Genomic DNA, 26,078 nt, shown 5'->3' with positions numbered 1-26,078 from the left:
GTTATCTTTCAAATAATAAACGCTGCCCAAAACATCCTTCTTTTACTTTGGCATTGGCATAAACCAATTGTCCGTTAACAAAAGTATGCGAAATTCTGGATTTAAAATTAACCCCTTCAAATGGCGACCAACCGCATTTATACAAAATATTATCTTTATTTACATTCCAAGGAAGGGTTGTATTAACGATGGCCAAATCAGCATAATATCCTTCACGGATGAAACCTCTTTTTTCAATTTTAAAAATCTTAGCCGGATTGTGAGCCATTTTCTCTACTATTTTCTCCACCGAAATTTTACCTTGCAAATGAGCTTCAAACATAGCCACCACTGCATGCTGCACTAAAGGTCCTCCCGATGGAGCACTAGTGTATGGATTCTGTTTTTCCTCCAATGTATGAGGTGCGTGATCTGTTGCAATTACATCGATTCGATCGTCCAGCAACGCTTTCCAAAGTCCGTCTTTATCGGCTTGGGTTTTTACTGCCGGATTCCATTTGATTAAAGTTCCCTTCGTCTCATAATCGGCATCGGTAAACCAAAGATGGTGCACACAAACTTCCGCCGTAATCTTTTTATCTTCCAATGGGATCTTATTGGTAAACAAATCTGTTTCTTTAGCCGTCGAAACGTGGAAAATATGCAGACGGGCGCCTGTTTTCTTAGCCAACTCAATCGCTTTTGAAGATGACAAGTAACACGCTTCCTCACTTCGGATCAGGTGATGGAACTTCATCGGGATATTATCCCCATATTCTTCTTTATAGCGCTCCAAGTTTGCTTTGATAGTCGCTTCATCTTCGCAATGCACGGCAATCAGCATCGGTGTACTTGAAAATATTTTTTCCAATACTTCTTCATTGTCCACCAACATGTTTCCGGTTGACGAACCTAAGAAAAGTTTAATTCCGGCTACATTTCGTGGATTGGTTTTTAAAACTTCTTCCAGATTATCATTGGTTCCGCCCATCATAAACGAATAATTGGCATAGGAACTTTGAGAAGCGATTTCGTATTTCTGCTCCAACAATTCCTGCGTAACCGCATTGGGAACCGTATTTGGCTGTTCAATAAATGAAGTTATCCCTCCTGCAACCGCTGCACGGGATTCGGAAGCAATATTTCCTTTGTGTGTTAATCCAGGTTCACGAAAATGTACCTGGTCATCAATCGCTCCCGGAATCAGATAATTTCCTTCGGCATCAATAACCTGGGAAGTAGAAGGTTTGTGACTGATATGAGGTGCTATTTCTTTAATGAATTCGCCTTCAATAAGTATATCGCCTTCAAAAATTACTCCTTCATTGACAATCTTTGCGTTTTTAATTAATGTAGAATTCATGTTTTTATAATCTGTTGAATAGTTTTCTGATTCGTAAAGAAATAACGCCAAATATAGCCTCCTTGATGATGGCGTTGCTCATTTTGGAGTGACCTTTCGTGCGGTCCGTAAAAATAATGGGAACTTCGACAATTTTGAAATTATTGATAAAAGCCCTGTATTTCATTTCAATCTGGAACGCATAGCCGATAAACGAAATTTTATCCAAATTGATAGTTTCAAGCACATTTCTCTTATAACACACAAAACCGGCCGTGGCATCGTGGATTCGCATTCCCATGATAAAATCAACATATACAGATGCAAAATAGGACATCAGAACTCGGTTTAGCGGCCAGTTCACAACATTGACGCCAGTTACATAACGGGAACCTATCGATAAATCTGCACCATTCAGACAAGCCTCGTACAAACGTTCCAAATCTTTGGGATTGTGTGAGAAGTCAGCATCCATTTCAAAAATATAATCGAAGCCTTTTTCAAGTGCCCATTTAAATCCATGTACGTAGGCTGTCCCAAGACCCGCCTTTTTTGCTCTTTTTTCAATATGAAGACGATTGGGAAATTGTTCCTGCAATTCCTCCACCTTCGAAGCAGTGCCATCGGGCGAGTTATCGTCTACAATCAAAACATGAAAAGGGGTAGTCAAAGAAAACACGGCATGCACAATGGCTTCAACATTTTCTATTTCGTTATATGTAGGGATAATGACTACACCTGTGTTCATTTTAGCTAAATTTACGTGCAAAAATACATTATTTCTATATCCGTATTCATAATAAAATTATAATAAATTGACCTTCCGTTGCAAAATTATTTTTCTTTTTGGGAGATGAACTGCAACAAACTCATTTCATTTCTGAAAGTCAAAATCACAGCATGTGTGTTTCACAACAAAAATTAGTATTTTTACAACCGCTATGATGGATTTACTACTTAACGAACGGGCTATTGAAAGCAAAGACTGGGCAACTGTATTGTTTGTCCTGTGTTTTACCATACTTGCCATTAATCGCACTGTTTTTGAGGTTCGATTTACCGAATTTATCAAAATTGCCATTTCCGATAAGTACTTAAAAATATACAAAGATAGCGGAAACATGAACAGTTGGTTTACCATCTCCATGTTCATAGTTCAGCTGATTTCGTTTGCTTTTTTAATTCAGATAACGCTGAATCATTTCGGGCTGACAACAAAATACAATTGGATTACCTACATTCAGATAATCACATTATTAGGGGTTTTTATACTCTCTAAATATCTGATTGAAAAAATTATTGCTACCACCTTCAACATTGAAGAATTTAACGAGCAGTTTAATTTACAAAAAGTTAATTACCGAACCTATATCGGTCTTTTGGTTTTACCTGTTAATATACTGCTTTTTTACAATGATTTTTTGTCAAAAACACTACTTCTCGTCATAATTTCAATCATTTTGATAATTAACGCGATTACATACTTCTTTTCATTAAAGAATTATCAAAACTTAATACTGAGCAAGTTCTTTTATTTTATTTTGTATCTTTGCGCACTTGAAATAGCGCCCTATTATTTCATGTATTATTGGTTTACAAAAAGTTAGAATAATTGATTTTATTTAGATTATGAAAGTGAAAACTATCTTGGTTTCTCAACCAGAGCCTAAAGTGGAGAATTCACCATATTTTGAACTTCAGCAAAAACTGAAGATCAAAGTTGACTTCAGGCCTTTTATTCACGTAGAGGGCGTTCCGGCCAAAGAAGTTCGAGCGCAGAAGATCGACTTGCACAACTTTACAGCAATTATCTTAACCAGTAAGAACTCGGTGGATCATTTCTTCAGAGTTGCTGAAGAGATGCGCTACAAAGTACCGGAAGACTTAAAGTATTTCTGCCAATCCGAAGCCATTGCTTTCTATTTACAGAAATATGTGGTTTATCGCAAACGCAAAATCTATGTGGGTCAGAAAGACTTTGTTGATTTGTCGCCACTTATCAAAAAATACAAAGACGAGAAATTCCTTTTGCCATCATCTGATCAATTGAATGCAGATGTACCTCAAACATTGAATGCTTTGAAGGTAAACTGGACGCCGGGAACATTCTACAGAACTGTAATGAGCGATCTTTCGGATCTTAAAGATGTTTATTATGATGTCTTGGCTTTCTTCAGTCCGACCGGAATCAAATCGTTATTCAAAAATTTCCCTGATTTCGTCCAGAACAACACGCGAATTGCTGTATTTGGAAGCACTACGCAAAAAGAAGCTTTAGATCACGGCTTGAGAGTAGACATTATGGCTCCAACACCGGAAACGCCGTCCATGACAATGGCTTTAGAGAAATATATCATCAAAGCCAATAAAGAGTCTAAGGATAAATAACATTACACTTTATACAAACAAAAAAAGCAGCTAATTAGCTGCTTTTTTTGTTTACCTGCGATTCTAAAATCTTTAAAAAAAACAAAAAACCCAACCTTTCGGTTGGGTTTTTTAATATATAATTTCAATCGTATTACAATTGAGGACCTGCCTTAACAAGGTTTTTACCTTCTTCGTTATCGGTATACTGAACGAAGTTATTGATAAATCTTCCTGCTAAATCAGTAGCTTTTCCAGTCCATTCAGAAGCATCGGCATATGTATTTCTTGGATCAAGAATTCCTGTATCAACTCCTTCTAAAGCCGTTGGCACTTCCAAATTGAAAATTGGCACGATTTGCGTCGATGCTTTTTCTAAAGAACCATCTAAGATTCTGTCTATGATTGCACGGGTATCTTTAATAGAAATACGTTTTCCGGTACCGTTCCAGCCTGTATTTACCATATAAGCTGTCGCGTTGTGCTCTTCCATTTTCTTTACCAATTCTTCTCCGTATTTTGTCGGGTGCAAGCACAAGAATGCTTTTCCGAAACACGCAGAGAACGTTGGCTCAGGCTGAGTAACCCCTCTTTCCGTACCTGCTAATTTAGCTGTAAACCCGGATAAGAAATAGTATTTAGTTTGTTCTGGAGTTAATTTCGAAACCGGCGGCATTACTCCGAAAGCATCCGCAGTCAAGAAGATAACTTTTGAAGCGTGACCTGCTTTAGAAACCGGCTTAACTATATTTTCGATATGTTCGATTGGATAAGAAACACGAGTATTTTGTGTTACCGAACCATCTTTAAAATCAATTATTCCATTTGCATCAAGCGTAACATTTTCCAATAAAGCGTCACGACGGATAGCTCCAAAAATATCCGGTTCGTTTTCTTTACTCAAATCGATTGTTTTTGCATAACAACCACCTTCAAAGTTGAAAACACCGTCATTATCCCATCCGTGCTCATCGTCTCCGATTAATTCACGTTTTGGATCTGTAGACAACGTAGTTTTTCCTGTTCCCGATAATCCGAAGAAAACAGCAACATCACCGTCTTTACCTTTATTGGCAGAACAGTGCATCGAAGCAACACCTCTTAACGGAAGGTAGTAATTCATCATCGAGAACAACCCTTTTTTCATCTCTCCTCCGTACCAAGTACCTCCAATCAATTGGATTTTTTCAGTAAGGTTAAAAGCAACATACACTTCCGAATTCAATCCATGAGCCGCATAATCTTTGAAGCTTGTTTTTGAAGCATTCATTACAACGAAATCAGGTTCACCGAAGTTTTCCAACTCTTCTTCCGTAGGACGGATAAACATGTTTTTCACAAAATGTGCCTGCCATGCCACCTCCATGATGAAACGCACTTTCAAACGCGTATCTTCGTTAGCTCCACAAAAAGCATCCACCACAAACAATCTTTTTGAAGAAAGTTGGTTTACAGTAGTTTCTTTTAAAGCATTCCAGGTTTCTGTGGAAATAGCTTTATTATCGTTTACAGCTTTGTCTGACGTCCACCAAATAGTATCTTCAGTAACATCATCTTTTACAATATATTTATCTTTTGGAGATCTTCCCGTGAATACACCTGTCATTACGTTAACCGCACCAAGCTCTGACAACTGCCCTTTTTCAAAACCGTCTAATGCGGGATTCAGCTCTTCATTATATAAGAAATCATACGACGGATTATAGACAACCTCTACAGTATTCTTAATTCCGTATTTCTCTAATGAAATTGTTTTGGTAACATTCATAATTAAAAAAATGTGTTGTTTGTTTGTTTTATAAGATTGCAAAAATAAAAAAAATTAATTCCAGTCCGTTTTTTTTAACCATTTATTCTGCTTTTTCACTCCAAATTTTAGAAAAAAGAACAATCCATCCTGAAATCATTAACAATCCACCCAAAGGCGTTACCGGACCAATGATTTTGGCATTAATCATACTTAACGACGCAGTTGACAACAAATAGATTGAACCCGAAAACAAAATGACTCCAATGACAATCAGCCAGAATATTATTTGTTTCGTTTTTACTGAAATATAACTAGTAGTTCCAACAAAAAGAAGGAACAAAGCATGATACATCTGATAGCGCACACCGGTTTCAAAGGTTGCTAACTGCGTTTCATCCAGAACCGACTTAAGACTGTGCGCACCAAAAGCGCCTAAAATAATAGCTACAGCTCCCATGAAAGCCGCAACTTTGATGATTTTTTTATCCATATTTATTAATTACGCTCAAATGTAGCACAATTTTAAACGTTAAAAAATAAAACTAACAGCTTTTAAATTTCGAAATAATATAACAATTTCCTATTTTCGTGAACTTTTTAAAACAAATTGCGTCATGAGAAACATTCTGATAATAGGAGCAGGTCGTTCAGCATCTTCACTTATTAAATATCTGCTGGAGAAATCGGAAACCGAAAAATTGCACATCACCATTGGCGATTTGTCCTTGGAATTGGCTCAGAAGAAGACGCAAAATCATAAAAATGCCTCTGCGATCGCTTTAGATATTTTTGACGAAAACCAACGTAAAAAAGAAATTCAGAAAGCCGACATTGTAATATCGATGCTTCCGGCCCATTTACACATTGAAGTAGCCAAAGACTGCATCACACACAAAAAACACATGGTTACCGCTTCTTATATTTCCGATGCGATGCAAAACCTTGACGCTGCCGCTAAAGAAAACAATCTGGTTTTCATGAATGAAATTGGCCTTGATCCTGGAATTGACCATTTGAGTGCCATGAAGGTACTTGATGAAATCCGCGAAAAAGGCGGAAAAACCATTTTATTCGAATCCTTCTGTGGTGGTTTGGTTGCCCCGGAATCCGACAACAATCTTTGGAATTACAAATTTACCTGGGCTCCAAGAAATGTGGTTTTAGCCGGACAGGGCGGTGCTGCAAAATTCATTCAGGAAGGCACTTACAAATACATCCCATACCATAAATTATTCCGAAGAACCGAATTTTTAGAAGTTGAGGGTTACGGAAAATTTGAAGGCTATGCCAACCGCGATTCTTTAAAATACAGAGGCGTGTACGGCTTAGATGATGCTCTTACTGTTTACAGGGGAACTATCCGTCGTGTAGGCTATTCAAAAGCCTGGGACATGTTTGTGCAGTTAGGCATGACAGACGATTCGTATGCAATTGACGACTCAGAAACCATGAGCTATCGCGAATTCGTTAATTTATTCCTTCCTTACCACCCTACCGATTCTGTAGAAATAAAATTACGCTACAAATTAAAAATCGATCAGGACGATGTAATGTGGGACAAATTACTGGAATTGGATTTATTCAACCCTAATAAAACAGTAGGCATTAAAAACGCTACTCCGGCTCAAGTCCTTGAAAAAATATTAAGCGACAGTTGGGCATTACAACCAAATGATAAGGACATGATTGTCATGTACCATAAAATAGGGTACGAATTGAAAGGCGAGAAAAAGCAAATTGATGCCACTATGGTATGTCTTGGCGACGATCAGACTTATACCGCGATGGCTAAAACAGTAGGTTTACCGGTAGCCATGGCAACGCTGCAAATCTTAAACGGAAATATTAAAACACCTGGTGTTCAATTACCATTAAACAAAGAAGTATACCTTCCGATTTTACAGGAATTGGAAGAGTATGGTGTAGTTTTCCATGAGAAGGAAGTGGAATACAAAGGATATAAATAACAAAAAGCCCCGATTCGTCGGGGCTTTTTTATGAAACACCAGCAAGCTCTTTTTTTTGCTTGTTAATTTCGTCCTGCAATAGACGACGAAGTTTCTGTTCGCGTTCTATTGCATTTCTTTTGAACAATTCGAATTCTTCTTCTACTTCTGCTAGTTTTTCTTTGGCATCACGTGTAATACCGCTAGCTTTTTTAAATCGTGTCGTTAGAAAAACAGCAAATATCAATAACGTAAAAACCATTGACCACATGACAGAATGGTACAATGCTTTGGACAATGACATTCCAAGAAACAAAAACGTTTCGTTCGCGGTATCGTTTGCTGCCACTTTTGAGTTTACTTCGTCCACTTGTGCAGCAAGCCCTTTTATCTCAGTATTTTTTAATTCAATTGTTTTTTTTGAAGCCGTCAGATCGTTTTCATTTCGGGACAATAGGGTTATTACATCGGCGCGTAATGTTTCCAAATCCGCTTTCTGGATCATTTTGACGCCATTCTGCTCGGCCGAATTACTGACAATCAAGTTCAACTGATTCTCAACAGTAGTTTTATTAATAGGCTTTTCAGTTACGGACTCTATATTTTGAGCTTTTACCGTAGCCAATGTCAGCAATGAAATCAACGCCGACAAACATAATTTTGAATTTAAATTCTTCATGTTACTAGATTTGGGGTTAGTAGTAATCTGATCTTAAAACATTTATTTTTAAACATCTATAACGGCAACCTATAATTAAAAGATGCGTAAATTTTTACACTTTTTATGATTTTAAACTTGTTTAATCTTTTTTTATTAAATTTGATATTAAATACCAAAAACAACTTACATATTTAAAATTATGAAATTAAATCACCTACAAATAGAAATCGATGGTATCGACAAACAAATCCTTAGGGATTTGATGGAAGATGCCCGAAAACCCATTTTGCAGATTGCCCATAAGATTGGCATTTCGGGTGCGGCAATTCATCAGCGGTTGCGAAAGCTGGAACAGGCCGGAGTAATTTCGGAATCGAGATTGGTGGTAAACACAAAAGTATTAGGCTACAGCACTATGGCATTCGTAGGGATTTACCTTGACAAAGCTGCACGCAACCCCGAAGCAGTAAAAGAGCTGAAGAAAATCCCGGAAGTATTGGAATGTCATTACACCACCGGAAACTGGAGCATCTTGATCAAAATTCTCTGTCGCGACAACGAACATCTTATGCAACTGCTCAACAAAAAAATTCAGGCGATTGACGGTGTTTCGAGAACAGAAACATTCATTTCACTGGATCAGCAGATTGAACGACAGATACAGCTGTAAATACTTATTATGAGGAAGCACATTACCCTAAAAGAAACGATGCTCACCCTGTTTTACGCCCTATACCTAACAGGCATTTTTACAATTGACTCCATAGTTTCCAATAACAGCCCTCATGCCCCAGGCCTGAGCTTTTTCCTCTTCATTTTACTAATCCCAATTTCAATAATATACTGTTATATACACATCTATAAATACTTCAATATTAGCAAATCATACTCCAAATGCCTTTTCATACACTTTACCGTTTGGCTTTGCATTATCTTGTATATTAAACTGATATAACAAACAAAAAAATCCGCTACATAAATAGCGGATTTCCATTTTATTTTTATTCGCAAAGAATTAACGTCGGTTCATGTAAATCATGATGTAGTACAACAAAGTACCTATGGAACCGATGGCCGCAACCACATAAGTTCGCGCTGCCCATTTTAAAGCATCCGCGGCACCATCATGTTCTGCCTGATTCAGCATGTGTTTGTTTTCCAGCCAAGCCAACGCTCTGTTACTCGCATCGTACTCTACCGGTAAGGTTATAATCGAAAATAATGTGGTCAAAGCAAAAATTACAATCCCAATTAGCAAAAGCGCTGGGAATACTTTGATTAACAGAATCCCCGCCAATAAAATCCATTGCACAAAATTAGAGGTAACAGAAACCACCGGAACCAATTTGGAACGCATAGTCAGCCAGCTGTATGCCTGAGCATGCTGAACCGCGTGACCACATTCGTGAGCAGCAACGGCAGCCGCAGCAGCGTTACGCTGATTGTACACCGCCTCACTTAGGTTAACGGTTTTATCCACCGGATTGTAATGATCAGTCAAACGCCCCGGAGTCGAAATTACACGCACATCGGTAATCCCATGATCTGCCAGCATTTTCTGTGCGATTTCAGCGCCGCTCATTCCGTTTTGCAGCTGCATTTTAGAATAATGATCAAATTTGCTTTGAAGCCTGCTACTAACCAACCAGCTTGCCAGCATAATGGCTCCCATTAAAATCCATATCATAACATTGTGTTTTTAATTGTTCTTTTTATAACGACTTAAACGTCAAATTTTGCGCCATCTTTTACAAATGACATTTTGACATTTCTAAAAGTTAATTGCTACACGTAAAATTAGGAAAAGATTACAAAAAAAAATCCCAAATTCTTGTTAGAATCTGGGATGCTTATATTTGTTAGATTTTTAAATTATCCTACCAGATTGATGATTTTCCCCGGAACGATAATTACTTTGTTTGGCGCTCTGCCCTGCAATTGGTTTTGGGTTCTTTCATCGGCCATTACGATTTCTTCGATCTGGGCCGCGGTTAAATCCAACGGCAATTTGATGGTGAAACGCATTTTTCCGTTGAAGGAAACCGGATATTCTTTTTCGGATTCAACCAGATATTTCTCCTCGAATTTAGGGAAGGCGACAGTCGAAACAGAACCTTCATGACCCAACGCGCTCCACAATTCTTCTGCGATATGAGGCGCATACGGTGAAATGATTACCGCCAATGGCTCCAAAATCGCTCTGTGATGACATTTTTGCTGTGCCAGTTCATTCACGCAAATCATAAACTGCGAAACAGAAGTATTGAACGAGAAGTTTTCGATATCTTCGGTTACTTTTTTGATGGTTTTATGCAACGACTTGTACATGTCTTTTGTTGGCTCCTCATCGGTTATGATTAGACCGTTATCGTCAAAATACAAACGCCACAGTTTTTTCAGGAAACCTGACACTCCGGTAATTCCGGCAGTATTCCAAGGTTTTGCCTGCTCCAGCGGACCTAAAAACATTTCATATAAACGCAATGTATCAGCACCGTACTGCTCGCAGATATCGTCCGGATTCACTACGTTATATTTCGATTTCGACATTTTCTCGACCTCGCGACCCACAATGTATTTACCGTCCTCTAAGACAAATTCAGCATTCGCATAATCAGAATATAACGGATGCGTTTTGAATTTCTCGATATCCAATTCGTTGGTGATATCGTTGATTACTGATAAATCAGCGTGAATTGGATGTACATTATTATCCTTAATCAACCCTTTTGAAATCAATTTCTTGGAATCTTCTGTACGATACACAAAAGCACTGTTCCCCAAAATCATTCCCTGATTGATCAGCTTCTTGAATGGTTCTTCGGTTGGCGCAAAACCTCGGTCTTTCAGGAATTTGTTCCAGAAACGGGAATACAACAAGTGTCCGGTAGCGTGCTCGCTTCCGCCTATATATAAATCGACATTCTCCCAGTATTTCAAAGCATCTTCGCTGGCAAAGTCGCCGTTGTTCTGTGCGTCCATATAACGCATCCAGTACCATGAACTTCCTGCCCAACCCGGCATAGTGTTCAATTCTAACGGGAATATGTTTACATTATCTATTAAATCATTGCTAACCACTTGATTGGTTTTGGTATCCCAAGCCCAAACGGAAGCATTCCCCAATGGTGGCTGACCGTCTTCAGTAGGCAAATATTTCTCTACTTCAGGCAACATGATTGGCAAATGTTCTTTTGCAATCATCTGTGGCAATCCGTTCACATAATATACCGGGAACGGTTCCCCCCAATATCTTTGACGAGAGAACACAGCGTCGCGTAAACGGTAATTTACTTTTGCTTTTCCTGCTCCGATTTTTTCTAATTCTTCTATTATTTTTTTAGTTGCCTCTTTATAATTCAGTCCGTTAAGGAAATCAGAGTTTGCTAAAATTGTTGTGTTTTTATCATCGTGGGCTGCTTCTGAAATATCAACGCCTTCCAAGATATTAACAATCGGAAGACCGAAATGTTTCGCAAACGCATAATCCCTTTCATCACCGCATGGAACAGCCATAACTGCACCTGTTCCGTAACCAGCCAATACATAATCGCCAATCCAAACCGGAATCGGTTCTTTGGTAAATGGATGCTCGGCATACGCTCCGGTGAATACTCCTGAAATGGTTTTCACATCAGCCATACGCTCGCGCTCAGAACGTTTTGCCGTTGCTTCGATATAGGATTCTACCGCTGATTTTTGCTCAGGTGTTGTGATTTTCGCCACCAATTCGTGTTCCGGTGCCAAGGTCATAAACGTTACTCCGAAAATGGTATCAGGACGAGTGGTAAATACTTCGATTACCTCATCGTGATTTTTCAAATTAAAAGTCACAGCAGCACCAACCGATTTCCCGATCCAGTTTCTTTGTGATTCTTTCAAGGATTCGGTCCAGTCGATGGTTTCCAAACCTTGAAGCAAACGTTCTGCATATGCCGAAATACGCATCGACCATTGCGTCATTTTTTTACGGATAACAGGATGACCGCCACGCTCGGAAACGCCATTCACGATTTCATCGTTCGCCAATACGGTTCCTAAAGCCGGACACCAGTTTACTTCGGTTTCCGCCAAATAGGTCAAACGGTATTTCAAAAGCATCAATTGTTGTGCTTCAGGCGACCACGAATTCCACTCTTCAGCTGTAAACGTTAGCACATCTTCATCACAAACCGCATGGATTCTAGTATTTCCTTCTTGTTGAAAAACCTCGATCAGTTCCTCTACCGGACGTGCCTGATCGGTATCCTTACAATAATAGGAATTGAACAACTGAATGAAAATCCACTGTGTGTGTTTATAATAATCAGGATTTGAAGTACGCACCTCTCTGCTCCAATCGAATGAAAAACCGATTTTATCCAACTGCTCGCGGTAACGCGCAATATTTTCTTTTGTAGTTTTCTCCGGATGCTGACCGGTTTGAATCGCATACTGCTCAGCCGGTAACCCGAAACTGTCGTAACCTTGCGGATGCAGTACATTAAAACCCTGATGCCTTTTGTAACGCGCCACAATATCCGAGGCAATATACCCTAGCGGATGCCCCACATGTAGACCTGCTCCCGATGGATACGGAAACATGTCCAACACATAATATTTCGGTTTATCGGAATTGTTTTGCGCAGCAAAAGTTTGATTTTTTGCCCAATACTGCTGCCATTTGGCTTCGATTTCGTTGTGGAAGTACTTCATTTCTTTTATAAGGTTCTAAGTCACTAAGCAACTAAGGTTCTAAGTTTTCAAGGGTGCAAATTTACATTATATTATAAGAAAGATAAAACTTTGACCGTTATAAAGGTTAAAAACGATTTTCTTTACTATTTTTACGCCTTAAATCAGATTGCGTATGGCACCATCATTCGAGAACTTTCAGAGAAGACGCCTTATTTCTTCTTATTTTTCTGTTGTTTTAAGTATTTTTTTAGTGTTGTTCCTCTTGGGAGCATTGGGTTTGTTTGTAATCCATTCTGAAAAAATCTCAAACAGTTTTAAAGAAGACATCCCAATGTCGGTTTACTTCAACGACGAAGCGAATGATACCATTTTAAAAGCATTTGAAACAAAACTGAAAGGCTCGCCTTTTGTAAAGGATTTTGTTTTTGTATCTAAAGAAGATGCAGCAAAAAACAACAAAGACATTGTTGGAGAAGATTTCCTGGAATTTTTAGGCATGAATCCACTGCCAAACTCCTTCGATATTCACTTAAAAAGTGAATATGTGGAATCGTCAAAAATCAAACAGATTGAAAGCGACATCAAAACCAACGAAATGGTTACTGAAGTTATCTATGATAAAAAATTAGTGGAACTGGCAAATGAGAACATCAAGAAAATCAGTTTCTGGATTTTAGTAATCAGCAGTGTTTTCGGAGTGATTTCGATGTTACTAATCAACAGTTCACTGCGTCTTTCGGTATACTCCAATCGTTTTATCATCAAAACAATGCAGATGGTGGGCGCTACTAAATCGTTCATCAGAAAACCATTTGTCTGGAGAAGTATCCGTTTGGGATTAATCGGTTCAGGATTGGCTATCATCGCCCTTATTGCCTTAACCTTTTATGTTGACGGAATGTTCCCGAAACTGGGAATCGCTAAAGATTATCTGTCAATGTTCATTATTTTGGGAGGTGTATTAGCCGTGGGAATAATCATAACTTGGATCAGCACCTATGTTGCCACTACACGCTTTTTAAATTTAAGAACTGACGATTTATATTAGCAAACAGAAATAGGCTTTCGGCAAATCGTAAAAAACCTCAAAAATGGAAAACAAACAAAAACCGGACTTTCTTTTTGAAAGTATCAACTATAAAATTCTTTTAATCGGATTAGGCGTTATTGCATTAGGTTTCATACTGATGTCCGGTGGCGGAAGCGACGACCCGAAAGTATTCAGCGATGCCATTTTTAATTTCCAGAGAATCCGATTGGCTCCAACGGTGGTATTAATCGGTTTCGGCATCACGATTTATTCTATTTTCAAAAAATCAGACAAATAGACTTCTTAGAAAGTTAGAAAAATAAGGCCTTGGAAAACTCTAAGTAGCCTAACATTCTAAGTAATCTAAACCTAATTACATGGATTCATTTCACGCCCTAATCATTGCCATCATTGAAGGTTTGACAGAATATTTACCGGTTTCCTCCACAGGACACATGGTATTTGCAAGTTCTTATTTCGGCATTCAGGAAGACGATTTTGTAAAGTTGTTCCAGGTTTCCATCCAATTCGGAGCGATATTGGCCGTAGTTGCCTTATACTGGAAAAAGTTTTTTGATTTTACCAAACTGAATTTCTTTATCAAATTAGCCTGTGCAGTAGTCCCGGCATTAGTTCTCGGAAAATTGTTCGACGATAAAATCGAAGCGGTTTTGGGAAATCCCATTCCGATAGCCATCGTACTGATTGTTGGTGGAATCATCCTGCTTTTCATTGACGGCCGTTTCCACAATCCGACGATTTCCAGCGAAGAGGACATCACCATAAAAAAAGCGGTAATCATCGGTTTTTGGCAGTGTTTAGCCATGATGCCCGGAACCAGTCGTTCTGCTGCCTCGATTATTGGAGGGATGCAACAAGGATTAACCCGACATGCCGCTGCGGAATTTTCTTTTTTCTTAGCCGTTCCGACGATGCTGGCTGTAACATGTTATTCCGTTTTCCTTAAGACGTATGAACATTCGCAGATGAAAGGATACGAACTGATTTTACAATCCAACGATACGATAAAAATGTTCCTGATAGGAAATATTGTTGCCTTTATCGTTGCGGTTTTGGCCATTAAATTTTTCATCGGAATCATAAAACAATACGGTTTCAAACCTTGGGGATGGTACCGCATCGTGACCGGAATCGGGCTTTTGATCTACTTCTCTTACCTAAAATAAACCAACGTGCTGACTCCAGAAGATTACATAAACGGACAAGTTTTATTAATTGACAAACCTTTGAAATGGAGTTCATTTCAGGCGGTCAACAAATTAAAATACACGCTGATTAATAAAGTTGGGCTTCCGAAAAAATTCAAGATAGGACACGCCGGAACGCTGGATCCGTTAGCCACAGGATTACTAATCATCTGCACCGGAAAATTCACGAAACGCATTCCGGAACTGCAAGGCATGCCAAAAGAATACACGGGGACTTTTCATATCGGTGGCACAACACCTTCCTATGATCTGGAAACCGAAATCGACGCAACCTTCCCTATCGAGCACATCACCGGCGAATTGATTGAGCAGGCACGCTTAAGTTTTATCGGTGAAATCGATCAAAAACCACCGGTGTTTTCGGCTATCAAAAAAGACGGAAAACGCTTGTATGAACACGCGCGTGCTGGAGAAGAAGTAGAAATTGCCCACAGAAAAACCACTATTTACGAATTTGAACTTACGAGAATAGCTTTGCCCGAAATTGATTTTAGGGTAAAATGCAGCAAAGGAACCTATATCCGTTCGCTGGCGTTTGATTTTGGAATGGCTTTGAATTCCGGAGCGCATTTAACCGCTTTGCGCCGAACCAAAATCGGAGATTTTGATGTAGCCGATGCCACGCTGATAACCGATTTTGAAGCTACGATTATTCCAGAGTAAGCATAATTTTAGAAATCTCGTCCATAGTCGATAACCCTTTATCATGCAGGTACCATTTCTGCAATTCGGCTTTAGCGATTTCATTGACCACACCAAATTTCGCTTTGAATTCCTTAATCAAACGTGTTGCCCCTTCAGGTCTTGCGCCCCACGCAGCCAGCACATCATGGTTTTCGGCATTGATGATTATTAATTTCGGTATCGACCTTGCACCATTACTTAAAAATTCCTGCATCAAAGGATCGTTTTCATCACGAAAAACAATCCGCAAATCTACATTGGCCACTACCTCATCCATTTTATTTATAATAGGGAGCACCTGAGCCGCATCCCCGCACCAGCCTTCCGCCAACACCAACCAGGTATACTTATTTTTAAGCTTTCCGAGTCGGACTTTTACTTCTTCCGGAACCACAAGTGTTTTATCCAAACGATTCATACGCACTTCGTTCAACTGGCTGTAATGCAGTAAATCGTCTGATTGTTCATTTCCTGACGATTTTCCTTCACCCAGCAATTTGGAAACTTTAGCCCTATATTCCGAATAATTCGAGCTGTTTTTAAGACTGTTCTCTATAATTGTTTTCATCCTGATACATTTATAACTACAAATTTAACCCAAAAATCGCATTCCAATTGTGATTAAAATCAGCTTTAAAAGATTAAAAAGTGTAATTTTATAGCAAAGCTTTGAAATGGATTTAAAAACAAAATCAGTGGGTTTGGTATTTTCCGGTGGCGGTACAAAAGGCTTGGCCCATGCCGGAGCATTGCAATTCCTGGAAGAAAACAATATAAAACCCCACCACATTGCCGGAACAAGTGCAGGTTCTATCGTAGGTGCTTTGTATGCAAACGGAAAATCGCCCGGAGAAATCCTGGAATTCTTCAAATCGATATATTTTTTCAACTGGAAACATTTCACATGGAAAAAAGCCGGTTTCATTGATTCCGATGCTTTTAAATTCTATTTTCATTCCATTTTCGGAGATACACGGATTGGCGATTTAAAAATTCACACGCACATCACAGCGACAGATTTGGTAAAAGGAAAACTCAAAGTTTTTGGCCCGGACACTAAAGTTATCGATGCGGTATTGGCCTCTTCCTCATTCCCTGGCGTGATATCCCCTTATGAAATCAACGGAAATCTTTACAGCGACGGCGGAATCCTTAACCATTTCCCTACCGATATTTTACAAGGACGATGCGAGACTCTTATAGGCGTTTATGTAAGCCCGATCCAGAAAATCCAGGCCGAAGATCTGTCATCAATAAAGGCGGTTACTTCAAGGGCTTTTGACTTGCTGTCTGCCAACTCAAATACGCACAAATTCAATATTTGTGATTGGGTTATCCAACCTGACGAACTTTCGAAATTCGGCACTTTCGAAACCAGCAAACTAAAAATGGAACAGATTTTCAAAATCGGATACGAGGCCGCAAAAAAATCATACGAAGAACTTCTGCCATAAATTTCACCTAACCTCTTTTTAAAAAAGAGATTATAATTATATTTGCACCACTAAACGAATCATCGTAATGAAATACAATAGAATTCTTCTGAAACTGAGTGGCGAAGCACTAATGGGCGACAGACAATACGGTATTGACCCAAAACGCTTAGCGGAATATGCAGCTGAAATCAAACAACTTCATGACAAAGGCGTACAAATTGCCATCGTTATTGGAGGAGGGAATATTTTCAGAGGTGTGGCCGGAGCAAGCAACGGGATGGACCGTGTTCAAGGTGATTACATGGGCATGATGGCAACAGTTATCAACGCCATGGCCTTACAGGGCGCATTGGAAGATACTGGAATGCAGACACGTTTGCAAACTGCTTTAAAAATTGAAGCTATTGCTGAACCTTACATCAAAAGAAGAGCCGTACGCCATTTAGAGAAAAACCGAATCGTAATTTTTGGCGCAGGAACAGGAAATCCATACTTTACAACAGATACTGCAGCGGTTTTAAGAGGAATTGAAGTAGACTGTGATGTGATTTTAAAAGGTACCCGAGTAGACGGCGTTTATGATTCCGATCCGGAAAAAAACCCAAATGCAGTTAAATACGACAACATCACTTTTGACGACGTTTTGACCAAAGGATTAAACATCATGGACACGACAGCTTTCACATTGAGTCAGGAAAATAAATTACCGATTATTGTATTCGACATGAACAAACCAGGCAATTTATTGAAAGTTTGTGAAGGCGCAACCGTTGGAACAACCGTTAACATTTAATATTGATTTATAAAAATTAGTATCATGACCGAAGAAATTAATTTCATCTTAGATAGCACTAAAGAATCGATGGTCGGTTCTATTGCACACCTTGAAAAATCATTTTTAAACATTCGAGCCGGAAAAGCATCTCCGCAAATGTTGGGTAGTGTCTTTGTGGATTATTACGGATCTCAGACGCCGCTTTCGCAAGTAGCTAACGTAAACACCCCTGATGCGAGAACAATTACCGTTACGCCATGGGAAAAAAGTATGCTTCATCCTATCGAAAAAGCTATTATGATTGCAAATTTGGGCTTCAACCCAATGAACAATGGTGACAACATCATCATCAGTGTACCGCCATTAACGGAAGAGCGACGTAAAGATTTGGTAAAACAAGCCAAAGCAGAGGCAGAAGATGCTAAGGTTAGTATCCGAAACGCGCGTAAAGATGCGAATACCGATATCAAAAAATTAGAAAAAGAAGGTACTTCTGAAGATATCTGTAAAACAGCGGAAGACGATGTTCAAAAGCTCACCGATTCTTTCATCAAAAAAATAGAAGAACATTTGGCAATCAAAGAAGCCGAAATCATGAAAGTATAATTTATAAGTCCCGGTTTTTAATCGGGATTTTTTATTTCATACATTTACTTACCTTTATACCTTCAATCCGAAAGTTCGTCTGCACTTTGAAGCGATTTTTTCTTTTAATGTTCTTCCTTTTCAGCATTTTGGTCAATGCTCAGCACCCCGTTTCCGGTATTGTTCGAGGCGGTAACGACAAACCGCTGCCCTTTGCCACCATTCACCTGAACAACGGAAAAACCATCATCGTGGATGTCGACGGAAAATTCATCATTGAAAACACTTCCGATGTAGCCAGCTTTACCGTTTCCTATACCGGATATTTATCGGAACAGATTCATCTAAAAGCCAATCAAAAATTTTATGCGGTAAAACTGAAAGAGAAATCACAGCAACTTGATGAGCTTGTTATTGGCGAAAATCCGGCATTAGGGATTATCAGAAAAACGATTGCAACCAAAAACAGCAATGACCCTGAGAAGAAACTCAACAGTTTTCAGTTTAAAATGTACAACAAACTGATTATTACGGCCAATCCAGATTCGATCGCAGGAAAAATTGATTCGATTTTCATTTATGAAAAAATCGGGGCCCGCTTTAAAAAACTGGATTCTTCCGATTTCAAACTCAAAAAAATCATTCAGAAACAACACCTCTATCAAACCGAAAAAGTTTCCGAAATACAGTTTAACAAAAAACAGGGACGTAAAGAAACCATTTTAGCCACGCGAATGGCCGGTTTTAAACAACCCATTTATGAATTTATCGGTTTACAGCTGCAATCCTTTTCCGTTTACGACGAAAAAATTGTACTCTTCGAAACCAAATACGCCAACCCAATTGCGGATGATGCACTGGACCATTACAATTATAAAATTCTGGACACGGTTTTTCTGGGCAACCGAAAGGCATACATGATTCACTTCAAGCATAAAAACCAGAAGAAAAAATCAAAAATTGAAGGGATATTGTACATCGACAAAGAAAGTTACGCCATCGCAAAATCGATATACCGTTTTAAAGGGATATTAGACATCAGTTCGACCAACTATTTCAGTTATCACAAGGAAGAAGAGACCTGGTTTCCGGAAAAAAACGTTTTTAAAATAGTAAAAGGGTCCAACAAAGACGATGTAAAAATATTGGGGGAAACCATCAAATTTACAGACGAAGAAGACGAAGACACTCCAAAAAAACAAAGCAAATCGGGTTCCGATTATATTTATATCCTTTCGGAATCCAAAAATTTCGAAACCGAATTCAACAAACCGGTAACCATCAAACATCCTTTTATCGCTATCGATATTAACGAAGAAGCCATTTCCAAAAATGAAAGTTACTGGACGCCGTTCCGAAAAGACAGCCTGGATATCCGAAGCATAAAAACCTATTCTACCTTGGACAGCTTGGTTTCCAAAGAAGGTTACGAGCAGAAAATTAAAATCGGACGAAAAGTAATTAACGGATTTATACCCCTTGGCCCTATTGACTTAGATTTGCGCCAATTGATCAAATACAACAACTATGAAGGTTTCCGTTTTGGACTTGGCGGCGTGACCAACGATAATTTTTCAAAAATAGTACGCCTGAACGGTTATGGCGCCTACGGACTAAAAGACGATAAATTTAAATTCAGCATAGGGGAAGCAACACGGCTTGACAATTTTACAAGCACTTGGCTTGGCGGATCTTATACTGATGACATACAGGAAATCGGTAGTACCATTTTTGAAACAGACCGGAAAAAATTCCGTCTCTACGATCCCAGGCCTTTCAACTTAACGACCTTTTACAGCCATAAAACCTGGAAGGCATATATCGAAACCCGATTCATTCCGAAGACAGAAAGCATTTGGCAATTTTCCCGAACGAACATCGACCCTAAATTCGACTATGCTTTTTATGCTAACGGAACCACATATACCGATTATACCATCTCGATGGCTTCCGTTTCTTTGCAATGGAACCCTTTCAGCAGCTATATGCACACTCCTTCCGGAAGAATCGAATCGGAAAAAAAATTCCCAAAATTCACATTTCAAATCTCCAAAACCCTTCCCGGTGTATTTGGTAACGATTTAGATTTTGCCAAATTCGACTTTAAAACAGAAATCGAAAAACAGTATCTCGACGGTCAAAAAACCACCTTCCTCGTTCAGGCAGGCATTGCTGTCGGAGAAATTCCTATAACGCATCTTTACAGTATTTCGCCAAACAGCATAGACCGAGATGCTGTTTTACAACGCATCAACTTTGCCGGCAAGAATAGTTTTGAAACCATGCGCTTCAACGAATTTTTCTCCAGTGAATACGCCGCACTCCACTTTAAACACGCTTTCCGAAAGGTAAAACTGTTTAAAAAAATCAACCCCACTTTTGTTGCCGTGACACGAATGGCAGTAGGGAGCGCAAGAGAACAAGACAATCACCAAGGGTTTGATTATAAAACATTAGAAGACGGCTACCTTGAATCAGGCTTAGAGCTCAACAATATTTTTATGGGACTGGGCTTATCCGGATTTTATCGCTACGGCGCAAACGGATTTCCCCAAGTGCAGGACAATATCGCCATCAAGGTAAGTTACGTACTTGACTTGGGACTCTAGACTCTAATGCGTTGATACAAATTTTAAACCTATAATTGAAGCTATCAAAGTCGTCAGGAAGAAAACACGCCAAAAATCGGAAGGCTCTTTAAAGATAAAAATACCAACCAACACTGTTCCCACTGCACCGATTCCTGTCCAAACAGCATAAGCGGTCCCAATAGGCAGTGTCTGCGTTGCTTTGTACAGCAATGTCATACTGATGGTTAAACAAACGAAAAAACCAATCATCCATAAGGTCGAAACCGTCCCGGATGTTTCCTTTGCTTTTCCCAAACACGAAGCAAAACCCACTTCAAAAAAACCTGCAATAACCAATAGTATCCAGTTCATTTGTATTAAAATTAAGTTGAGCACAAAGATAGTACCGAAAGTGAATTCTTTAGCAAAAACTAAACTTTAAAAGATACATTTACTACTCCTTTTTACTACATTTGCAAGCATTTAATTTTTTATTTATTGAAAACTCAATTTTTAAACAGAATTGAGCAAAAAACAATTTAGAAATGAAACATACTAAAGTTAAAGACCTGCTAAACAGCGCTTCTGGATTGCATGAAGTAAAAGCAAAAGGTTGGGTTAGAACATTTAGAAACAACCAGTTTATAGCGTTGAACGATGGTTCAACTATCAATAATATTCAGTGTGTGGTTGATTTTGAAAACACACCTGAAGAAACCTTAAAAAGAATCACAACCGGAGCAGCCGTAAGCGTTAAAGGTCATTTAGTAGAAAGTCAGGGTGCCGGGCAAAAAGTAGAAATCCAGGTTTCGGAAATCAAAATTTTAGGAGATTCAGATCCGGAAAAATTTCCGATGCAGCCTAAAAAACACTCTTTAGAGTTCCTTAGAGAAAATGCGCATTTGAGAATTCGCACCAATATGTTCGGAGCGATCATGCGCGTACGCTCTACATTAGCATTTGCCGTACACCAATATTTTCAGGAAAAAGGATTTTTCTATGTAAACACACCTATCATTACCGGATCGGATGCAGAAGGCGCAGGGGAAATGTTCCGCGTTACCGCTTTACCTTTTGACGGAACTCCAAGAACAGAAGAAGGAAATGTAAATTACAAGGAAGATTTCTTCGGAAGAGAAACCAATTTAACCGTATCAGGTCAGTTGGAAGGAGAAACCTATGCTATGGCTTTAGGTCAAATTTACACGTTCGGACCAACATTCCGCGCCGAGAACTCAAACACGTCGCGTCACTTGGCGGAATTCTGGATGATCGAGCCGGAAGTTGCCTTCAACAATCTGGCAGACAACATGGATTTGGCCGAAGATTTCATCAAATACGTTATCAAATATACGGTTGATAAATGTGGTGACGACTTGAAATTCCTGGAGCAGCGTTTATTGGAGGAGGAAAAATCGAAGCCTCAGGCAGAACGCAGCGAAATGGCACTTTTGGAAAAACTGAGCTTCGTAATGGACAACAACTTCAAACGCGTTTCGTATACGGAAGCCATTGACATCCTGAAAAATTCGAAACCAAACAAGAATAAAAAATTCCAGTACCTGATTGAGGAATGGGGCGCTGATTTACAAAGCGAACACGAGCGCTTCTTAGTGGAGAAACACTTCAAATGTCCGGTGATTTTATTCGATTACCCTGCAAAAATCAAAGCATTCTACATGCGTTTGAATGACAATACAGAACCAGGAAGAGATACCGTTCGCGCGATGGATATCCTATTCCCAGGAATCGGAGAAATCGTGGGTGGTTCTCAGAGAGAAGAGCGTTACGATGTGCTTTTGGAAAAAATGAAAGCCCTTGAAATCGACGAAAAAGAATTGTACTGGTATCTGGACACACGTCGTTTCGGAAGTGCAGTTCACTCCGGATTCGGATTAGGCTTCGAGCGACTGGTATTGTTCGTAACCGGCATGTCTAATATCCGTGACGTAATACCATTCCCAAGAACACCTCAAAACGCCGAGTTCTAAGAAAATTTAGTTTATAGTTTCCAGTTCCAAGTTTCAGGTTTTTTATTAACTTTAAACTTGGAACTTTTACATAAAACCCCTTTGTAAATGCTCAAACAGAATCTACAATTCAAGTTATCCCAAAAATTATCTCCTCAGCAAATCCAACTGATGAAGCTGATTCAATTGCCTACACAGGCCTTTGAACAACGCCTGAAAGAAGAATTAGTTGAAAATCCTGCTTTGGAATCCGGCAAGGAAGAATCTTTGGAAAACGAAGAATATGAAACGGATAATGATTTTGAGGATTATGATGATTTTGACAACGAGAAAATCGATGCAGACGAAATCAATATCGATGAGTACCTGAGCAATGACGAAACCCCTGATTACAAACTCCAGGCAAACAACTACAGTGACGACGATGAAGAGCGCAGCCTTCCTATTGCCGCTCCCATAAGTTTTCACCAGGATCTGATCAATCAATTAAATACGTTTATCCTGACAGAAGAAGAACGTGAAATCGCTGAATTTCTTGTAGGAAGCATTGACGATATCGGTTACATACGAAGAAGCGTACAGGACACTGTAGACGATATGGCCTTCACGCAGGGTATTTATACCGACGAGAAAAATGTAGAACGAATTCTGAACATCATTCATCAGCTGGAACCTGCGGGTGTAGGCGCAAGAGATTTACAAGAGTGCCTTTTACTGCAGCTCCGCCACAAAACCCCTACGGATTCTGTAAGTTTAGCCATAGCAATAATCGAACAGCAGTTTGATGCTTTCACGAAAAAACATTACGATAAATTACTGCAAAAATTTGATGTTTCTCAGGAACAATTGCGAAAAGCAATAGATGAAATCGAAAAACTGAACCCTAAACCGGGAGGATCTTTCGAAAGTAGTTCCAAGACCATCGAACATGTGGTTCCGGATTTTACAATACGTTTGATTGACAGTGAATTACAACTCTCCATTAACGGAAGAAACGCTCCGGAACTGCACGTGTCCAAAGACTATCAGGAAATGCTGCAAACCTATAAGGATTCGAAAGAAAAATCGAATTCCCAAAAAGATGCGGTTCAATTCATCAAACAAAAACTCGATTCCGCCAAATGGTTTATTGATGCCATCAAACAACGAAACGAGACGCTTTTGGTAACCATGAACGCCATTATGCATTACCAGCAGGACTATTTTATTGATGGAGACGAATCGAAGCTGAAACCAATGATCCTGAAGGATATTGCCGACATGGTAGGCCTGGACATTTCAACTATTTCCCGTGTCGCCAACAGCAAGTATGTGGAAACTCCATACGGAACAAAACTGATTAAAGAATTCTTCTCCGAAGCCATGAAAAATGATCAGGGTGAAGATGTTTCTACGATAGAAATCAAAAAAATCCTGAAAACGGTTATCGAAGAAGAAGATAAAAAGAAACCGCTGCCGGATGATAAATTAGCCGAAATCTTAAAAGAAAAGGGCTATCCGATTGCCCGAAGAACGATTGCAAAATATCGCGAGCTGATGGATATTCCCGTGGCACGCATGAGAAAAAAAATATAAAAAATGGACCCAAAAAAGATACTCCCTTTTTTTTCCTATCTTTTTCATCCGTTGTTCATTTCGGTATATGCCGCTTTGTTTTATTTTTTTGTCACCAGATCTTTTTTCTATCCTTACGAAATCTTTCTGATTCTGTTCCAGATTTCAATTTTGACGGTGTTTTTGCCCATTTCAATGTATTTCCTGTTAAAGTCATTAGGACTGGCAAAATCAAGCATTATGCTGCACGAAAAAAAAGAGCGGCGTCTGCCATTGGCGTTCCAGGCAATGTTTTTTCTTATTCTGACACAACACAGCTTTTCTACTGTTGTGGTTCCTGAATTGTACTATTTCTTTTTGGGAGCCTTGATCAGCACACTTCTAACACTGTTGTTGATTGTTTTTCACTTTAAGGCCAGCATCCACATGATCGGAATTACCGGTATCACGCTTTTTATCATCGGCATTTCCCTTCATTACGGAATCCCGTTCGTAAGCCTGGTAGCCTTTTTTATTGTTTCAACAGGATTGGTTGCTTCTTCCCGCCTCTACATGCAGGCACACTCAATGAAGGAATTGTTGGTAGGTATTTTAGTGGGTGCAATCCCTCAATTGAGCCTTTGGTATTTTTGGCTATAGGATATAAAACATGAATCCGAAGTTAAGGTCGGCAAGTTCGGAACCGGTTTTAAAAATCGGATTAAAACCATAATACACATGAAGGTTCCAGGTATTATAACCCGCAGAAACATAGGCTCCATATTGCCATTTGTTGACATTATCTGTAACATCATCGGAGTAACCTCCATACGTTTCGGAATCCAGCTTTATTTTGCTGCTTAAAATATAGCGCGCCTTGAATCCAGTATAAACCCTCCAGAATTTATGACTTTTTACAGGGGCATTTCTCCAGCGAACCTCTAACGGAAGTTCAATACTATGGGTAATGATTCGGGTTTCTATATCCTCAGGAATAACGGGCTGATTTTCCAAAAAAAGATCGTCAGTACTAATAAGCTGCTTAATATTGGTATAACAATAACCTACGCCTGGAGCAAGTGCCCAATGACGGTTTTTTGTAATCGGAAAATCCCTTAAAAATCCGCCTGTAAAACAAGGAGAAAATGAGAATTGCTTGAATCCTTTCGGGCTGTTTTGAACCAAGTTATAACTTATCGAAAAATAAAACTGGTCTTCCCTGAAAAGGGAATCGGTTACTTTTATAGTTTCTATTTTAGCCGCGTCATCATCAGTCTTTTGTGAAAAAACATGAAATGGCGCAACTACAAATAAAGCCAACAATAAAAATCTAATCATACCGTTTTATTTTCCGCACTAAGGTAACTAAAAAAAGGCAATCCGTAGATTGCCTTTTTATTTTTGCAGAGAGGAAGGGATTCGAACCCTCGATACAGTTACCCATATACAAACTTTCCAGGCTTGCTCCTTCAACCACTCGGACACCTCTCTAAATTCTGACGCGAAATAACGATTTTATTTTGTCATTTCGAAACTTTATTAAA

At 39.1% G+C, this 26,078-nt stretch carries 25 protein-coding genes and 1 tRNA gene; 15 read left to right on the top strand and 11 right to left on the bottom strand.

All coding sequences use genetic code 11. The features are described from left to right. Window position 1: 1 nt before the first annotated feature. Both FEDK69T_RS04420 and FEDK69T_RS04415 read right to left on the bottom strand, forming a co-directional pair. A complete protein-coding gene (locus tag FEDK69T_RS04420) occupies window positions 2-1,342 on the bottom strand; it encodes a dihydroorotase (protein ID WP_023572947.1) in 1,341 nt (446 codons plus the stop codon). Between the two features lie 4 nt (window positions 1,343-1,346). Continuing rightward, a complete protein-coding gene (locus FEDK69T_RS04415) occupies window positions 1,347-2,069 on the bottom strand; it encodes a polyprenol monophosphomannose synthase (RefSeq protein ID WP_023572946.1) in 723 nt (240 codons plus the stop codon). A 193-nt stretch (window positions 2,070-2,262) separates the two neighbouring features. Between FEDK69T_RS04415 and FEDK69T_RS04410 the strand changes: the two genes are divergently transcribed. Together FEDK69T_RS04410 and FEDK69T_RS04405 are read left to right on the top strand one after the other, a co-directional pair. Continuing rightward, window positions 2,263-2,928 (top strand): DUF4271 domain-containing protein, encoded by a 666-nt coding sequence (locus FEDK69T_RS04410; RefSeq protein ID WP_023572945.1) that lies wholly within the window; start codon window positions 2,263-2,265, stop codon window positions 2,926-2,928. Between the two features lie 22 nt (window positions 2,929-2,950). Beyond that, entirely contained in the window at window positions 2,951-3,709 is a 759-nt protein-coding gene (locus FEDK69T_RS04405; RefSeq protein ID WP_035630827.1) for a uroporphyrinogen-III synthase, read from the top strand. Between the two features lie 133 nt (window positions 3,710-3,842). Here the strand turns inward: FEDK69T_RS04405 and pckA are convergent, their stop codons facing one another. Together pckA and FEDK69T_RS04395 are read right to left on the bottom strand one after the other, a co-directional pair. Continuing rightward, the gene (gene pckA, locus FEDK69T_RS04400) at window positions 3,843-5,456 is read right to left on the bottom strand and encodes a phosphoenolpyruvate carboxykinase (ATP) (RefSeq protein WP_023572943.1); all 1,614 of its coding nucleotides are present in this window, start codon (window positions 5,454-5,456) and stop codon (window positions 3,843-3,845) included. A gap of 82 nt (window positions 5,457-5,538) precedes the next feature. Next, complete coding sequence (locus tag FEDK69T_RS04395; protein ID WP_023572942.1) at window positions 5,539-5,928, bottom strand: DUF423 domain-containing protein; 390 nt, start codon at window positions 5,926-5,928, stop codon at window positions 5,539-5,541. A gap of 124 nt (window positions 5,929-6,052) precedes the next feature. On the opposite strand from FEDK69T_RS04395, the gene FEDK69T_RS04390 reads away from it, so the two are divergent. Beyond that, window positions 6,053-7,405 carry a saccharopine dehydrogenase family protein gene (locus tag FEDK69T_RS04390; protein WP_023572941.1) on the top strand — a complete coding sequence of 451 codons (1,353 nt, stop codon included), beginning with the start codon at window positions 6,053-6,055 and terminating at the stop codon, window positions 7,403-7,405. Between the two features lie 28 nt (window positions 7,406-7,433). On the opposite strand, the gene FEDK69T_RS15365 is transcribed toward FEDK69T_RS04390, so the two are convergent. Continuing rightward, a complete protein-coding gene (locus tag FEDK69T_RS15365; protein WP_051385063.1) occupies window positions 7,434-8,063 on the bottom strand; it encodes a hypothetical protein in 630 nt (209 codons plus the stop codon). Window positions 8,064-8,244: 181 nt separating this feature from the next. Here FEDK69T_RS15365 and FEDK69T_RS04380 point away from each other — a divergent pair, with 181 nt between their 5' ends. Continuing rightward, entirely contained in the window at window positions 8,245-8,715 is a 471-nt protein-coding gene (locus tag FEDK69T_RS04380) for an Lrp/AsnC ligand binding domain-containing protein (protein ID WP_023572939.1), read from the top strand. Window positions 8,716-9,060: 345 nt separating this feature from the next. Here the strand turns inward: FEDK69T_RS04380 and FEDK69T_RS04375 are convergent, their stop codons facing one another. Beyond that, the gene (locus FEDK69T_RS04375; RefSeq protein WP_023572938.1) at window positions 9,061-9,732 is read right to left on the bottom strand and encodes a zinc metallopeptidase; all 672 of its coding nucleotides are present in this window, start codon (window positions 9,730-9,732) and stop codon (window positions 9,061-9,063) included. Window positions 9,733-9,917: 185 nt separating this feature from the next. Beyond that, window positions 9,918-12,740, bottom strand: a complete 2,823-nt coding sequence (leuS, locus tag FEDK69T_RS04370; RefSeq protein WP_023572937.1) for a leucine--tRNA ligase — start codon at window positions 12,738-12,740, stop codon at window positions 9,918-9,920. 154 nt (window positions 12,741-12,894) lie between these two features. On the opposite strand from leuS, the gene FEDK69T_RS04365 reads away from it, so the two are divergent. The 4 genes from FEDK69T_RS04365 (at window position 12,895) to truB (ending at window position 15,644) form a co-directional block, all read left to right on the top strand. Next, window positions 12,895-13,770 (top strand): cell division protein FtsX, encoded by an 876-nt coding sequence (locus FEDK69T_RS04365; protein WP_023572936.1) that lies wholly within the window; start codon window positions 12,895-12,897, stop codon window positions 13,768-13,770. A gap of 43 nt (window positions 13,771-13,813) precedes the next feature. Next, window positions 13,814-14,050 (top strand): DUF3098 domain-containing protein, encoded by a 237-nt coding sequence (locus FEDK69T_RS04360; RefSeq protein ID WP_023572935.1) that lies wholly within the window; start codon window positions 13,814-13,816, stop codon window positions 14,048-14,050. 79 nt (window positions 14,051-14,129) lie between these two features. After that, window positions 14,130-14,939 (top strand): undecaprenyl-diphosphate phosphatase, encoded by an 810-nt coding sequence (locus FEDK69T_RS04355; protein WP_023572934.1) that lies wholly within the window; start codon window positions 14,130-14,132, stop codon window positions 14,937-14,939. 9 nt (window positions 14,940-14,948) lie between these two features. Beyond that, on the top strand, window positions 14,949-15,644 hold the full coding sequence (truB, locus tag FEDK69T_RS04350; RefSeq protein WP_035630856.1) for a tRNA pseudouridine(55) synthase TruB: 696 nt from the start codon (window positions 14,949-14,951) through the stop codon (window positions 15,642-15,644). On the opposite strand, the gene FEDK69T_RS04345 is transcribed toward truB, so the two are convergent. Further along, on the bottom strand, window positions 15,631-16,233 hold the full coding sequence (locus FEDK69T_RS04345; protein ID WP_023572932.1) for a thioredoxin family protein: 603 nt from the start codon (window positions 16,231-16,233) through the stop codon (window positions 15,631-15,633). The two genes, truB and FEDK69T_RS04345, sit on opposite strands and share 14 nt — an antisense overlap. 106 nt (window positions 16,234-16,339) lie before the next feature. On the opposite strand from FEDK69T_RS04345, the gene FEDK69T_RS04340 reads away from it, so the two are divergent. The 4 genes from FEDK69T_RS04340 (at window position 16,340) to FEDK69T_RS04325 (ending at window position 21,070) form a co-directional block, all read left to right on the top strand. After that, entirely contained in the window at window positions 16,340-17,119 is a 780-nt protein-coding gene (locus tag FEDK69T_RS04340) for a patatin-like phospholipase family protein (RefSeq protein WP_023572931.1), read from the top strand. A gap of 67 nt (window positions 17,120-17,186) precedes the next feature. Continuing rightward, window positions 17,187-17,894, top strand: coding sequence for a UMP kinase (gene pyrH, locus FEDK69T_RS04335; protein ID WP_023572930.1), 708 nt, complete (start codon window positions 17,187-17,189; stop codon window positions 17,892-17,894). 24 nt (window positions 17,895-17,918) lie between these two features. Beyond that, the gene (frr, locus tag FEDK69T_RS04330; protein WP_023572929.1) at window positions 17,919-18,482 is read left to right on the top strand and encodes a ribosome recycling factor; all 564 of its coding nucleotides are present in this window, start codon (window positions 17,919-17,921) and stop codon (window positions 18,480-18,482) included. A gap of 86 nt (window positions 18,483-18,568) precedes the next feature. Next, on the top strand, window positions 18,569-21,070 hold the full coding sequence (locus FEDK69T_RS04325) for a DUF5686 family protein (protein ID WP_035630829.1): 2,502 nt from the start codon (window positions 18,569-18,571) through the stop codon (window positions 21,068-21,070). Between the two features lie 3 nt (window positions 21,071-21,073). On the opposite strand, the gene FEDK69T_RS04320 is transcribed toward FEDK69T_RS04325, so the two are convergent. Then, complete coding sequence (locus FEDK69T_RS04320; protein WP_023572927.1) at window positions 21,074-21,403, bottom strand: DMT family transporter; 330 nt, start codon at window positions 21,401-21,403, stop codon at window positions 21,074-21,076. Between the two features lie 173 nt (window positions 21,404-21,576). Between FEDK69T_RS04320 and asnS the strand changes: the two genes are divergently transcribed. From asnS to FEDK69T_RS04305, 3 genes are all read left to right on the top strand, one after another. Then, window positions 21,577-23,022 carry an asparagine--tRNA ligase gene (gene asnS / locus FEDK69T_RS04315; protein ID WP_023572926.1) on the top strand — a complete coding sequence of 482 codons (1,446 nt, stop codon included), beginning with the start codon at window positions 21,577-21,579 and terminating at the stop codon, window positions 23,020-23,022. Between the two features lie 87 nt (window positions 23,023-23,109). Then, entirely contained in the window at window positions 23,110-24,576 is a 1,467-nt protein-coding gene (rpoN, locus tag FEDK69T_RS04310; protein WP_035630830.1) for an RNA polymerase factor sigma-54, read from the top strand. A 3-nt stretch (window positions 24,577-24,579) separates the two neighbouring features. Beyond that, window positions 24,580-25,194 carry a hypothetical protein gene (locus tag FEDK69T_RS04305; protein WP_023572924.1) on the top strand — a complete coding sequence of 205 codons (615 nt, stop codon included), beginning with the start codon at window positions 24,580-24,582 and terminating at the stop codon, window positions 25,192-25,194. Here the strand turns inward: FEDK69T_RS04305 and FEDK69T_RS04300 are convergent. Together FEDK69T_RS04300 and FEDK69T_RS04295 are read right to left on the bottom strand one after the other, a co-directional pair. Beyond that, on the bottom strand, window positions 25,189-25,872 hold the full coding sequence (locus tag FEDK69T_RS04300; RefSeq protein WP_023572923.1) for a porin family protein: 684 nt from the start codon (window positions 25,870-25,872) through the stop codon (window positions 25,189-25,191). The genes FEDK69T_RS04305 and FEDK69T_RS04300 overlap by 6 nt on opposite strands. 66 nt (window positions 25,873-25,938) lie before the next feature. Beyond that, window positions 25,939-26,025 (bottom strand) — tRNA-Ser (locus FEDK69T_RS04295). Window positions 26,026-26,078 lie beyond the last annotated feature (53 nt).

The organism is Flavobacterium enshiense DK69 (assembly GCF_000498495.1).
Lineage (GTDB): Bacteria > Bacteroidota > Bacteroidia > Flavobacteriales > Flavobacteriaceae > Flavobacterium > Flavobacterium enshiense.
This window is presented reverse-complemented; position numbering and strand designations above follow the sequence as displayed.